15 protein-coding genes are annotated in these 13,909 nt (G+C 33.9%); 8 read left to right on the forward strand and 7 right to left on the reverse strand.

What is annotated here, in order from left to right; translation table 11 throughout:
* Positions 1-14 precede the first annotated feature (14 nt).
* The 5 genes from J0383_RS07170 (at position 15) to J0383_RS07190 (ending at position 3,989) form a co-directional block, all read left to right on the forward strand.
* Positions 15-1,022, forward strand: a complete 1,008-nt coding sequence (locus tag J0383_RS07170; RefSeq protein WP_207297735.1) for a Kelch repeat-containing protein — start codon at positions 15-17, stop codon at positions 1,020-1,022.
* Positions 1,012-1,341 (forward strand): DUF4907 domain-containing protein, encoded by a 330-nt coding sequence (locus J0383_RS07175; protein WP_207297736.1) that lies wholly within the window; start codon positions 1,012-1,014, stop codon positions 1,339-1,341. Before J0383_RS07170 ends, J0383_RS07175 begins: the two co-directional genes overlap by 11 nt.
* On the forward strand, positions 1,341-2,450 hold the full coding sequence (locus J0383_RS07180; RefSeq protein ID WP_207297737.1) for a sensor histidine kinase: 1,110 nt from the start codon (positions 1,341-1,343) through the stop codon (positions 2,448-2,450). Before J0383_RS07175 ends, J0383_RS07180 begins: the two co-directional genes overlap by 1 nt.
* Before the next feature lie 11 nt (positions 2,451-2,461).
* On the forward strand, positions 2,462-3,169 hold the full coding sequence (locus tag J0383_RS07185; RefSeq protein WP_207297738.1) for a dioxygenase family protein: 708 nt from the start codon (positions 2,462-2,464) through the stop codon (positions 3,167-3,169).
* 103 nt (positions 3,170-3,272) lie between these two features.
* Positions 3,273-3,989 carry a LytR/AlgR family response regulator transcription factor gene (locus J0383_RS07190; RefSeq protein ID WP_207297739.1) on the forward strand — a complete coding sequence of 239 codons (717 nt, stop codon included), beginning with the start codon at positions 3,273-3,275 and terminating at the stop codon, positions 3,987-3,989.
* A gap of 88 nt (positions 3,990-4,077) precedes the next feature.
* Here the strand turns inward: J0383_RS07190 and J0383_RS07195 are convergent, their stop codons facing one another.
* Both J0383_RS07195 and J0383_RS07200 read right to left on the reverse strand, forming a co-directional pair.
* Positions 4,078-4,593: a gamma carbonic anhydrase family protein gene (locus tag J0383_RS07195; RefSeq protein WP_207297740.1), complete on the reverse strand. Its 516-nt coding sequence runs from the start codon at positions 4,591-4,593 to the stop codon at positions 4,078-4,080.
* Positions 4,594-4,602: 9 nt separating this feature from the next.
* Positions 4,603-5,595, reverse strand: coding sequence for a PorP/SprF family type IX secretion system membrane protein (locus J0383_RS07200; protein ID WP_207297741.1), 993 nt, complete (start codon positions 5,593-5,595; stop codon positions 4,603-4,605).
* A gap of 142 nt (positions 5,596-5,737) precedes the next feature.
* Here J0383_RS07200 and J0383_RS07205 point away from each other — a divergent pair, with 142 nt between their 5' ends.
* The 3 genes from J0383_RS07205 to J0383_RS07215 all read left to right on the forward strand — a co-directional run bounded on the left by J0383_RS07205 (position 5,738) and on the right by J0383_RS07215 (position 8,018).
* A complete protein-coding gene (locus tag J0383_RS07205) occupies positions 5,738-6,637 on the forward strand; it encodes a NifU family protein (protein WP_207297742.1) in 900 nt (299 codons plus the stop codon).
* Between the two features lie 151 nt (positions 6,638-6,788).
* Positions 6,789-7,112, forward strand: coding sequence for a YtxH domain-containing protein (locus tag J0383_RS07210; RefSeq protein WP_207297743.1), 324 nt, complete (start codon positions 6,789-6,791; stop codon positions 7,110-7,112).
* Between the two features lie 93 nt (positions 7,113-7,205).
* Positions 7,206-8,018, forward strand: a complete 813-nt coding sequence (locus tag J0383_RS07215) for a mechanosensitive ion channel family protein (protein ID WP_207297744.1) — start codon at positions 7,206-7,208, stop codon at positions 8,016-8,018.
* A 2-nt stretch (positions 8,019-8,020) separates the two neighbouring features.
* Here J0383_RS07215 and tsaB read toward each other — a convergent pair whose 3' ends face one another.
* From tsaB to J0383_RS07240, 5 genes are all read right to left on the reverse strand, one after another.
* Positions 8,021-8,695, reverse strand: coding sequence for a tRNA (adenosine(37)-N6)-threonylcarbamoyltransferase complex dimerization subunit type 1 TsaB (tsaB, locus tag J0383_RS07220; protein WP_207297745.1), 675 nt, complete (start codon positions 8,693-8,695; stop codon positions 8,021-8,023).
* Positions 8,696-8,729: 34 nt separating this feature from the next.
* A complete protein-coding gene (locus tag J0383_RS07225) occupies positions 8,730-10,016 on the reverse strand; it encodes an efflux RND transporter periplasmic adaptor subunit (protein ID WP_207297746.1) in 1,287 nt (428 codons plus the stop codon).
* Between the two features lie 6 nt (positions 10,017-10,022).
* Entirely contained in the window at positions 10,023-11,408 is a 1,386-nt protein-coding gene (locus J0383_RS07230; RefSeq protein ID WP_207297747.1) for a TolC family protein, read from the reverse strand.
* A 74-nt stretch (positions 11,409-11,482) separates the two neighbouring features.
* On the reverse strand, positions 11,483-12,604 hold the full coding sequence (locus J0383_RS07235) for an efflux RND transporter periplasmic adaptor subunit (RefSeq protein ID WP_207297748.1): 1,122 nt from the start codon (positions 12,602-12,604) through the stop codon (positions 11,483-11,485).
* A 39-nt stretch (positions 12,605-12,643) separates the two neighbouring features.
* Positions 12,644-13,909 (reverse strand): ABC transporter permease, encoded by a 1,266-nt coding sequence (locus J0383_RS07240; protein ID WP_207297749.1) that lies wholly within the window; start codon positions 13,907-13,909, stop codon positions 12,644-12,646.

Raw genomic sequence — 13,909 nt, forward strand, 5'->3', positions numbered from 1 at the left:
TAAATTTTAACACTATGAGTAATTTTAAAAAAGGATTATTATTCGCGACACTGCTTACCAGTCTCTTTTTTGTAAGCTGCAGCAACGACGATGACGATGATGATTTAATGGGAAACTGGGTCAAAAAATCAGCATTTGACGGACCTGCAAGATCTAGTGCAACAAGTTTTGTTATTGGAGATTATGCTTATGTAGCAACTGGTTATACGGGAGATGTTTACCTAAAAGATTTATGGGCTTATAATTCAACTGGAGATTATTGGGAACAAAAAGCTGATTTTATTGGGGTGGGAAGAAGTTCTGCATCTAGTTTTGCTTTAAACTCTAAGGGATATGTTGGTCTTGGATACGATGGAACGAACAGACTGAAAGATTTCTATCAGTACGATCCAACAAGCAACAGCTGGACCCAAAAAACTGATTTTGGCGGAACTGCACGTTATGCAGCAGTAGGTTTTCAAGCTGGCGGAAAAGCATATTTCGGAACTGGATATGATGGAAATTATTTGAAAGATTTTTATCAATACGACGATCAAGCCAATACATGGACTCTTGTAAACGGATTCAGCGGTAACAAAAGACGTAATGCCACTGTATTTGTAATTTCAGATAAAGCGTATTTGGTAACTGGAGTTAACAACGGTGTTTATCAAGAAGATTTTTGGGAATTTGATCCCGCAACAGATGTATGGACCAGAAAAAGAGATGTGGATAAAGATACTGACGACGATTACTCATACAATGATGATTATGCGATCGTAAGAGCCAATGCTTCTAGTTTCTCTATGAATGGACTTGGATATATTGTAGGTGGTGAAAACATTAAAACCGTTTGGGAATACAATCCATCGACTGATCTTTGGGTAGAAAGAACTCCGATGGAAGGTGCAACAAGAACTGATGCTGTAGGTTTTACTATAAACAACCGTGGTTTTTACATGTTAGGAAGAGTAGGTTCAACTTATTTTGACGACGCATGGGAGTTTAAACCTCTAGACGAACAGAGCGACGATGACAATTAATCATAACAAATTCTTCTGGTGCAAAATCCAGAAGAATTTACTGTTTTTATTCCTTGTTTTACTAATCGCATCCTGCAACAAAAAAGAAGTTCTAAAAACAGAATCGTTTCAAACCAACACTGGCTGGGGATATTCAATTGCCTATAAAGATCAAATTATTATAAGGCAGTCCATTATTCCCGCTATAAGTGAAAATAAAAGTTTTTCGACCGAAGAAGATGCTTTAAAAACTGCCGATTTAGTAGTCGAGAAACTCAAAGAACATACATCGCCAACGGTAACCAAAAATGAATTAATTTTATTAAAAATAAAATTATAATGAAAATAGATACCATTAGAAATACAAATTCAAACAAAATCTTATTCCACTGCATGATTTGGGTTTTCTTTATTCTGACATCATTAATTCAGTTCTACGAAAGTCCTTTTAGGATCAATAATGATTTCTATGTACAATGGATAACTGGAATTGTTTTGTTCTATTTGAATTATTTCTATTTGGTACCGGCTTTGCTTCTGCAGAAAAAATATTGGAAATACTTTCTTTTTGTTTTTGCAATTGTTGCCATTTTTATGATTATCAGGATTAATTATTTTATTCCTGAATTCAGACATTTACGCCCTGCGAATGTTGTTCCTGCCAGAATGATGCCTCCCGATCCTAATTTTATACCCAGAGGCAGACATCTTAGAGTAGAAATGAGACAGCCGCTTTTCTTTAAAATCGGTCCTTCTTTCTTTTATATTTTAATTATTACGATAAGCGCGGTTATAAGAACCCTGACGGAGTTTTATAACAACCAGCAAAACAAATTAATTGCCGAAACACACCGAACAAATACTGAATTAATTTATCTGCGTAAGCAAACCAATCCACATTTTTTATTCAATTCTTTAAACAGTATTTATTCTTTGGCACATAAGAAATCTGATTTGGTTCCTGATGCCATCGTCACCTTGTCTGAACTCATGCGCTATATGTTGTATGAGACCGATAATAAAACGGTGGCTTTAGAAAAAGAGATCAATTACATTCAGAATTACATTGAATTGCAAAAACTAAGACTCAACAATATTGAAGATATTGTAATAAATGTGCATGGCGATACCAAAAACAAATTTATTGAACCGTTACTGCTGATCTCTTTTGTTGAAAATGCTTTTAAGTACGGAACTGATTACAAGGGTGCTGCACATGTAAAAATTAAAATTTTCATCTCAGAAAACAATCTGGATTTCTGGATCGAAAACACTATCGAAAACTATGAAAAAGACCCTGATAATTCAGGCATTGGACTTGTAAACATTCAAAACCGATTGGATCTGCTTTATCCAAATGCACACGAACTAACAATTAATCAAGATGATCAATATTACCGAGTTCATTTAAATCTAAAATTAGACGAAATTAAAACCACTGTAAATTAAATCTTGTGATTATGGACAGAAAAAAATTCATTCGAAACGGTCTTTTAGGCATTACAGCATTAGCAGGAGCTACTAAACTTTTAGAATCATGTTCGAAAAGCGATAACGATGACTCAGAAACCAATTCGTCAGATGGCAGTTGTGTTGTTTCTCCTTCAGAAACCAAAGGTCCATTTCCAATAAAAACGCCAAGTCAGCTTGTGTTGGAAAATATTACATCAGACCGTGTTGGAATTGCGCTTTTGATTAATTTAAAAATTAAAAACAAAAACAATGACTGTGCGCCTCTTGCAAATGTTTTAGTAGACATATGGCATTGCGATAAAGATGGGAATTACTCTGAATATGGAGGAACCCAAATGCAGCAGACCGATTATACTTCTGTTCATTTTTTAAGAGGAAGACAAACTACAAATTCAAGCGGAGAAGTTTCATTTATCTCCATTTATCCAGGCTGGTATCAAGGGCGTGCGCCGCATGTACATGTTGAAGTATTAACCAGCAGCGGCTCATCTTTATTAGTAACTCAAATTGCATTTCCTGAAACCATATCGAGTACCGTATATTCTAGTGCCAATTATGCTGCTCATGGACAGGCCGATACTAAAAATGCAAACGATAATGTGTTCTCAGACAGTCTTTCTCAAGAATTAGCTACCCTTACAGGAAATCTGACAGATGGATATACTTTAAGCAAAACCATTACGGTAAATGCCTAACTTTAAACTCAAACCAGTATTTTATGATAATTTTAAAACTTAATATACTGGTTTAAAACTACTTTTGAGCGGTGAAAACAACTTTAAAATAAATCCCCAGCAAATGAAATGTGTAATTATAGATGATGAACCGTTAGCAGTTGAATTACTGGAAGATTTTGTCAAAAAAGTAGATTCACTCGAATTAGTCAATACTTTTAACAATGCTATCGACGCCGTTTCGTTTATCAATCAAAATAATATTGATTTGATATTTCTAGACATTCAAATGCCTCATTTTTCAGGAATAGATTTTTTAAATACTATTGAAAAAAAACCTTTAGTAATCTTTACGACTGCTTATTCTGATTATGCTGTTGAAGGTTTTAATCTTGGAGCAGTAGATTATTTGGTAAAACCAATTCCGTTTCATCGTTTTCTAAAATCAGTAGTAAGAGCGCAGCAGATCAATGCTCCGGCGGCGGCAGTTCAGCCTGTTTCAGAAACCAGTTCAGTTACTGAAGTCGAACAAGATTTCATGTTTGTAAGAGCCGAGTATGAAAACGTTAAACTTAATTTCTCTGATATTTTGTTTATTGAAGGTCTCAAGGATTATGTAAAAATCTACACTACAGACAACAAATTCACTTTAACTTTAATCAGCTTAATAAAACTGGAAAATCTGCTGTCAAACAAAGGTTTTTCAAGAATTCACAGGTCGTATATCATCAATATAAAACATGTAAAATCAATCCAGAAAAATAAGGTTTTGATTAGCGACAAACGAATTCCAATAAGCGAAAGCTACAAAAATGCTTTTTTCGAGAAGATCAATCTTTAATATAGTAAATCCCAAAATAAAAATTCCAAACTCCAATCATTGTCAAAGATTGGAATTTGGAATTTCTTTTTACTGGAATTTTTTAAATCTATTCTTCTTTAAACCAGCTCGAATACATAACGTAATTATTTGAAATACGTCCAATTTCGCCAGCAAAATCAGATTGGTCAATATCTTTTACTTTTTTGGCAGGAACGCCCGCAAAAATACTTCCAGAAGGAATTACTGTATTTTGAGTTACAACCGCTCCGGCTGCGATTATCGAATTGCTTTCTACCACACAATTATCCATTACAATAGCTCCCATTCCAATTAAAACATTATCATGAATCGTACAGCCATGAACAATTGCATTATGGCCAATTGAGACATTGTTTCCTATAATCGTAGGGTGTTTTTGGTACGTACAATGAATAATAGCACCATCCTGAATATTTACTTTGTTTCCTATTTTAATAAAATGCACATCGCCTCTCACAACGGCATTAAACCAAACACTGCAGGATTCTCCAAAAGAAACATCTCCCACAATAGTTGCATTTTCAGCTACATAACAATCTTCTGGTATAGAAGGTGATTTTCCGTTTACAGATTTAATCAGCATAATAAAATTTTAATTAATCGCAGGACAATTACAATCGTAACGTTCCTTTCTACAAAATAAATCAATTCCCAGTGTGATCTGGTGATATCCGCCAGTATCAAATTTTACATTTCCTGTAACTTGGGTATAGGTGTATGCGAACATAAATCTATTGAAATTCAATCCCACAATTGGCGTAAAATATTGTAGTTTTTGATTTGAAACTGTATTGTTTCCTGCAAGATATCTTGCACCATCAAAACTTCTTCTATACGATAATGCAGCCCAAAGACTTCCAAAATCCATGTTCTTATAGGCTTTTAAATTCAAGTCAATAGATTTTTCTTTTGTCTTATCAAATAACTGAAATAAAACAGACGGTTCCCAAGTGATACTATTTCGTTTACCAAATACGTAACCTACGCTCAAAAGGTATTTTCTTAAATTATCGCTTTCATAATCTGTATACAAATCTCTTCTAGTTTCAAGAACACCTTGAACCGTTGCATGAGCATAAAAATCAAGATAATTATACGATGCTCCAATATCTAAATTGAAATAAGAATCCTTCTGAATCGCACCAAAAACAATAGGATCAAAAGTTCCGCCAAAATTAGTTTCGTCTAACTGGCTTTGAATTAATCCTCCGCTAATACCAAAAGATAGCTGATTCAAATCCAGTTCATCTCTCGAAAACATAATATGATGGGCGTAGGTCAGTTTTACACCTTTTTGCGAATGATAACCGTTTTTGTCATTAAAAACAATAATTCCGGCACCAGAACGATCTGATACTCTTCCGTTAAAACTTAAAGTCTGCAATGTTGGCGCTTCTTCCTGGCCAAACCATTGTTTTCTGGCAGTTAATCGTATTTTAGCGCAATTGGCAGCACCTGCCATTGAGGGGTGAATCAAATAGTAATTATCCGATAAATAATCCGAATAAACTGGAATTCCTTCCTGTGAATAAGAATAAAAAGAACAAATTAAAAAAATGAATAAAACCCTAGTTTTAAATTTCATAAAGGCAATTTTGTATTTGTATAATTTTCACTCTTGCAATTTAATACGAATTATTTGAGAAGAGTCTTAATTATTTCATTAAAAAATCAAATATAGGTATTAGTAGAAAATAACTTTAGTAAATTTGCAAAAAATTACTACCATGACAAAAATCACTATAAAAGAGACTCAAAATCCAACTATCTTAAAGTTCGAATTTGAGGACTTTATTACTCAGAATCAAAGTTTTGAATTCAAAAATATCGACGAAGCACAGGCTTCTCCGCTGGCGCAGCAATTGTTTTATCTGCCATTTGTAAAAACAGTTTACATTTCAGGAAATTTTATCGCAATTGAACGATACAGTATTGTTGATTGGGATGATGTAAAAGATGCAGTTGCGGAACAAATTACTGCATTTGTAGACAAAGGAGGCGTTATTGTTAAAGTTGATGAAAACAAACCTAAAAAGCAGCCTATTACGGTTTATGGAGAAACTACTCCAAATCCAGCGGCTTTAAAATTTGTAGTGAGCAGAATGCTTACCAGAACAGCTGTTGAATACAAAAATATCGATCAGACAGCTTCTTCTCCACTGGCACAGGAATTATTTAAATTCCCGTATGTAAAAGAAATCTTTATCGATGAAAATTATATTTCGGTAACGAAATACGAAATCAACGACTGGCAGGAAATCACATTGGAATTAAGAACGTTTATTAAGCAGTTTATTGAAAACGGCGGAACTGTTCTTGATGAAAGTTTGATCCAGACTACAGCCAAAAATGACACTGCAAAAGATGAAGCTTTTGACAAGCTTGATGTAACTTCTCAGCAGATTATTAATATTCTAGAAGAATACGTAAAACCAGCCGTAGCTGCTGATGGTGGAAATATTGCTTTTGATTCTTATAATGAAGATGATAAAACAGTAAAAGTAATTCTTCAGGGAGCTTGCAGCGGATGTCCATCTTCTACATTTACTTTAAAAAGTGGTATCGAAAATATGCTGAAAAGCATGTTAAACGATGAAGCTATCAAAGTAGAAGCTTTAAATGCATAAATACATTTTGTATTATATTGAAAAAGCATCTCTAAAAGAGGTGCTTTTTTTATTTCCTTATTTTATTAGTTATCAATTATTTATTTTAAAATTAAAATTGTTTTTCAGCAAAAACTGTTAATATTGTAATCTCAACTAATACACCAAAAACATGGGATTAACGTCATTTTTTAAGAATTTATTTGGTCCTGCCAAAGAAACAGCAGAAGATTTAGCGGATAAAGCAGAAACTACTGCGGAAGAAACAATTACTAAAATTAAAGAAGTTGCAGAACCTATCTTGGAAACCGCAGCCGACTTTGCAAATGAAACAAAAGATGCGATTATCGACTATGCAGACAAAGCTTCCGACGTAATAGAAGACATCATTGATTCAATAATCGATGATGCAGATACTCACAAAACAGCTGCAGAAACCGTCTTTGATGTAAGCGAGGAATCTGTAACAGAACTTAGTGAAGAATCTGACAAGTAAAGACGATTCGTATACTTCGAAAAACAAATTATTTTTATATTTGCAGCACTAATATACCTTCTCTTTTGAGAAGGTTTTTTTATTCGAAATAACATGGACATGAATCCGGATCAGCTGGGTAATTACGCTACAACATTTATCAATGTTTTAATTGATTATTCGCCTAAATTAATCTCTGCATTCCTAATATTATTTATTGGATTGTACGCTATTCGATTAATAAATCGAATTATTAGAAAAATAATGGTTAAGAGAAATCTTGACCCAACTTTAAGGAATTTCCTTGCCGATATTTTGCTTTGGGCATTACGAATTTTATTGTTTGTAACCTTCATTTCAAAACTCGGAATCGAAACTTCGTCATTCGTTGCCATTTTGGGAGCAATGGGTCTTGCTGTTGGTTTATCATTACAAGGATCACTTTCTAACTTTGCAGGAGGAATGCTGATTATTGTTTTTAAACCTTTTAAAGTTGGCGACACTATCGAGGCTCAGGGAGTTGTTGCTACCGTTTTAGAAATTCAGATTTTTGTAACCAAAATGCTAACAGGAAACAATCAGACTGTTTTTGTGCCAAATGGCGCTTTATCAAACGGAACTATTATTAATTACTCGATGCAGGGAGAAAGAAGAGCCGATTTGACTTTTTCAATTTCGTATGATTCCGATATTAAAAAAGCAAAAGATATTCTTTTAGAGGTTTTACATAAAAACCCAAAAGTACTTGAAAATCCCGCACCTGAAGTTTTTGTAAAAAACCTATCAGCAAGTTCTGTAGATTTTGCAGTACGTCCGTGGGCTAAAAATGCTAATTATGGAGCTGTTTTTTCTGAAACACTTGAAAATTGTAAAGCAGCTTTAGACGAAGCAGGAATTTCGGTTCAGCCGTTTACAATTCAAAAATAAACTTATTGTTTTTTTGATGGCGTTGTCATCATAAAATCTTTTAAATAATAAGGCTCAAAATAAGCGACATCTACAGTGTCGCTTTTTTGATATTTATCATAACTGATTTTACTCATTTCATTTGCCGAAGGAAATTTGATATCTTCTAAAAACACGAAATTATCTTTGGTTAAAACTGATTTGCATTTCTCTGCACAATCTCCCACAAAATAGATTTTTTCAGTGTATTCAGAAAATGAATCTTCTGTAATAATTTCTGCTTCAATAGCTCTTTCTACTTCTAAATTGGCATTAAAAACCTCGCTGTAAACTTCCATTCTTCGGGCATCAAGCATTGGAATAATTTTACCTTCAGAAACAGCTGCTTTTGAAGCTAATGTTTGTAAAGTATCAACGGCAATTAACGGAATATTTAAAGCATAACACAATCCTTTTGCCGCTGAAACACCAATTCGTAAACCCGTATAAGAACCTGGTCCCTGACTTACAGCAACAGCATTTAAATCCTGTACTGATATTCCTGATTCAGCAATTACTTCTTCAATAAAAACGTGAAGTTTTTCGGCATGCGAATATCCTTCTTCAGCGATTTCTTTACACAAAATAGTTTCTCCGTTTTTTGCAATGGATACTGAACAATTTTTGGTTGCTGTTTCGATGTTTAGAATGAAAGACAATGTGTGTAATTTTAAAATTTAATATAAAAAGAAGTTATTTTTTAGAAGTCTCAGCTGTTTTAAGTTTTACTTTATCTCCTGAATTCAGGTCTTTAGAAACAGTGGTATAAGGCCCAGTAATTACCACATCGCCTGGTTTTAATCCTGACATTACTTCAATATTAGTATCGTCTTGAATTCCAGTTTTAATGATTCTGATTTTAGCTTTATCACCAACTTTTACAAAAACGCATTCGAATTTCTTATCGCTTTTCGGAGCTGCTTTTTTCTCATTTGGATCGTCAACTTTAAAATCTTTTACAGCAGTTGTGTCTGATTTCACGACAACCGAACTAATCGGCACTGCCAAAACATTTGATTTAGTTTTTGTAATGATATCAACTGTAGCCGTCATTCCAGGTCGGAATGGTGAATACGCTTCTGGTTTTCCTTCTAATAAATCTTGATACGATTCTTTCAGGATTCTCACTTTAACTTTAAAATTCGTTACCTGATCTGAGGTTAATGTTGTACTTGCCGAATTTGAAATACTGGTTACTACACCTCTAAATTTCTTTTTTAGATAAGCATCAACTTCAACATTGGCTTCGTCTCCAATTTTAATTTTTACAATGTCGTTTTCGTTTACATCAACTTCAACTTCCATGTTATTAAGATTGGCTACTCGCAAAAGTTCTGTTCCCGCCATTTGCTGCGTTCCCAAAACACGTTCTCCTAATTCTACATTTAATACTGAAATTGTACCATCTGCAGGAGAATAAATAGTAGTTCGTCCTAAATTGTCTCTGGCTTCTGTAACAGATGCCGAAGCACTTTCAACATTATAATAAGCGCTTTGTTTGGTTGCTTTTGCGACTTCATACGTAGAAATGGCTTTATCCCAGTCAGATCTTGAAATTACGCCTTTATCGTATAACGTTTTATTACGTTCATAATTTGCTTTTGCTTCTTTAAAACTGGCATCTGATTGTGTCAAACTAGCTTTGGTTCCGGCCAGATTAGCTACAGAACGTTCTAATCCAGAAGTATATAAATCAGGATTTATCTTTACTAATAAATCTCCTTTTTTTACAACTTGACCTTCTTTTACGTTTAGCGCGATAATTTCGCCGGAAACCATAGATGAAAGTTTTACTTCTATCTCAGGCTGAATTTTACCTGTTGCCGAAACAGTTTCGATAATAGTCGAAGCCGTTACTTTTGAGATTTCTACTTCTTTCCCTTTATCTTTATTTCCTAATGCTCCAGTTTTGGAAAGAATTAATAAAACAATAATAAGAAATACTGCGGCAGATAAGAAGTAAACTAATTTTTTTGACATAATAAATTATTTTGCAATAATTGGTACAATTGGAATTCCAAAATAGAATTCAAGTATTTTTATTTTGAACATGTAATCGTACTTTGTTCTAATAACGTCTGATTGTGCGTTTGTAAGCAATGTTTGCGCCTGTGTAAAATCAAATGAATTCATCAAGCCTACATCATACTTTTCTTTAGCATAATTGTAAGCCTGTTGTCTCGCTTCTAGCGTAACAGTCGCTGATTCATATGTATTTAAAGATGCTTTTGCATCTGTAAATGCTGTGTAAACATTACGCTGCAAATCTAAACTTTTTTGCTCTAAATCTATTTTAGATTTCTCTAAAGTTACTTTATTTCTTTCAACGTTATTTTTTGCCGAGAAACCATTAAAGATAGGAACACTTAACTGAAATCCAAAATTATGTCCTTTGTTATCACTAAACTGATCAAAAACCGGATTTGGCCCTGCATAAATTGGATTTCCTCCAGCATCAGTTCCAATTAATCTGTCGCTATAACTCGCACTTGTACTAAATTGATAAAATCCTCTAAGTGTTGGCTGATACGCACCTTTTGCAATGGTAACGTTTTTTTCCGCTATTTCCAGATTGGTCTGTGCTAATTTTAATTCCGTTCTGGTTTCTTTTGCTTTATTGTAAATATCAACTGGACTTTGAGCCATGATATTATTTTCGTCTTTTGCATTTGTGTCATCAACAACATCAAAATCTGCAAATTCTTTTAATTGAAGAAGCTGTGCCAAACTTAATTTAGAAATTAATAAGTTGTTTTCAGAAACTGCAATATTTTGTTTGTCAGTCGCAACAGTTGCTTTTAAATCAAATAAATCACCACGCGGAATTGTTCCTGCACTTACCATTTCTTCAGAACGTGCGTAACGTTTTTCATCAATAGCAAGTTGTTCTTTCTTCACTTTTAAATCTTCTTTATTAGATAAAATTTGAAGGAAAGCATTCGCCACGTTCAAAGAAATATCTTCCTGCATTTTTAACAATTGGTATTTTGAAGCCACAATAGAAAGCTGTGATCTACGATATGCATTTTGATTTTGAAGACCTTTGTAAATATCAACATTTGCATTTACGGCTACAGAAGAATATTGTGTAGTTTGAGTAGTCGCAATGTTGGTAACAGGGTTAACGTTCAAACCGATATTCCATGAATGCGATGCATTTCCATTTACTGTTGGAAGAAAGCTTCCTAAAGCACCTCTTTTGTCAATAGTAGCCGTTTTTACATCTAACTCTGACAGTTTTATGGTGATGTTATTATCTAATGCATATCTCACACATTCTTCTAAAGTCCATTGTTTTGTTTGTGCCTGACTGGTTAATCCAAAACCGAATAGCATGGCAAAAACAAGGGTATTATATTTATTTATTTTCATATATTTTTAATAAAGTGCGGTTTGTGAATTACGCAAATTTAACATTTTTTAAAAACCAAAAAACTCTTACAATTTTAATTTTCTTTTTTATCCTTCTCGTCAATTAAACCTTGATTCCAGATTTTAATTTTATCTGTGTTTTTAAGACCGCTTTTTACCTGAATGTAAATTCCGTCGCTTACCCCTAAAACCAAATCTCTTCTTTGGAATTTTTGAGGAGTTGTTTCTACCTCAACGTAAGGTTTTTGTGTTTTCTTATCAAATTGAACCAATGATTCTTTGATAGCCATAACTTTTTCGGCTTTTTCAAGAATGATAGAAGCGTTGGCACTTAAACCTGCTCTAATAAATGTTTCATCTCTATTTTGAAGTGAAGCTTTTATTTCAAACTGGATTGCTCCATTTTCTGTAACTCCTTTCGGCGCGATATCGGTTAAAACAGCATCGAATTTTTTATTTTCAATAGCTCCTACTGTGATTTCAATAGGCATTTTTTCTTTAATTTTTCCAACTTCAGACTCATCTATTTTTCCAATAAAAATCATTCTTCCCACATCGGCAACGCTTGCAATTGTAGTTCCTTCGTTAAAGTTGTTACTTTCAATAACCTGATTTCCAACTTTTACAGGAACAGCCAGAACCATTCCGTTAACTGTTGAACGGATTAAAGTATTTGCATAGCTTCCTAATGAAGAAGTTGTTCCTGTTTTTACGATATCCAAACTTTGCAGTGCCGCTTGGTAATTTTGTTTTGCTTGTTTGTAAGCTAATTGTGCCGCATCAAAATCATTAGCAGAAATTACATCTTTGTCAAAAAGCGTTTTTTGTCTCTGATAGATTTTTTCCTGATTGTCTAAAGCAATTTTTGCAGTCTGTACTTGATTTTGTGTACTACTTACATTTGATACGTTTGCTACTACTCTAATTTTAGCAATCATATCTCCCGCTTTGATTTTTTCTCCAGCTTTAATATAAACTTGCTCAATAATTCCTGAAATGTTTGGTTTGATTAAGACCTCTTCGTCAGGCTGAATATTTCCGGTAGCGATCGTATTTTTTACGATTGTTTTAATTTCCGATTTTTCTGTTTTAAAAACAACTGGCGACTCTTGATTCTTTGCGTACAAATAGTAAAGTGCGCCAAAAAAAATGATGGCAATAAAAATTAAAATGGTTACGGTTATTCCTTTTTTCATTTGTTTTTGGTTTAATCGATTATTTTTTTGATTGATAATTTATTCTGATCGTAAAGCATCTACAGGCTTCACACTTATTGCGGTTTGCGCTGGGATAAATCCTGCCAGCAAACCAGATCCAACTAATATTATTAAGGCAACAAATACCACTCGCAGATCGACACTTGGATTAGCAAACATCGTGTCACTTCCCGGCGGCATCGATTCTAAAGCCATATTTAAAAGTGCAATTACTCCTGTTGCGAAAGCAATTCCTAACATCCCTGAAACGATCGTTAAAAAGATAGATTCTGTTAAAATTTGTCCGCGGATTGCTGCTGGTGTCGCTCCTAAAGCTCTTCTGATTCCGATTTCTTTAGTACGTTCTTTCACCACAATCAGCATAATATTTGAAATCCCGATTACTCCCGAAATCAAAACTAATGATCCTACGAAGTAAGCAATTACATTTAAAATATTAAACAAACTTTGTACTTTGTTGAATTGTTCATACAAGTCAAAATTTCCAACGGCTCTGTCATCACTTGGATGTATAGAGTGCAATGACTTAATAATTTCAAGGATTTTTGGTTTTAAATCAGTAATAGAAGTTTCATCTTTTGCTGTAATCGCCATCCATCCTACTTTATCTCCATAGTTGAAAGCCTGTTGAAATGTAGTAAACGGAATAAAGATATTTTTCTGCTCCTGTTCTGCATTTCCTCCCTGTTGTTTGGATTTATAAACACCGACCACCATAAAATTGATGCCGTTTATTTTGATGTAAGTTCCTATTACTTCTTCCTCTTTTCCGTATAATTCGCTGATAACTCCTTTACCAATCACCGCTACTTTTCGTTTTTCCTGAATATCCTGCTGGTTCATAAACCTTCCTTTTTCTATATCCATCGGCTGCTGTTTGATTAGCTCTGGATAATCGCCATAAATAGTAAAAGAAGAAGTTTTAGTACCACGAACGACGTTATTAGTTCCATTAAAATCCCCCAATTGATTTCTTGGTGAAACGTATAATAAATCTGGAAGTGCGGCTTTTAAAGCTGCCACATCGCTGTTTCTAAAATCATAACGTCGTGTTTTTGGCAAACCTTTATAGGCTTTAGAAGTTGTCTGGCTCCACATAAACATGGTATTTGTGGCAATTCCGTCAAATCCTTTTTTTACACCGTTTTCCAATCCTTTTCCAGCTGCCAGCAATATTACCAAAATAAATATGCCCCAGAACACTCCAAATGCAGTCAGAATGGTTCTGAATACATTGGCCGTCAATGCCTGTAAAATCTCGTCCCAATTATCTTTACTAAACAT

The organism is Flavobacterium endoglycinae, from assembly GCF_017352115.1.
Classification (GTDB): domain Bacteria; phylum Bacteroidota; class Bacteroidia; order Flavobacteriales; family Flavobacteriaceae; genus Flavobacterium; species Flavobacterium endoglycinae.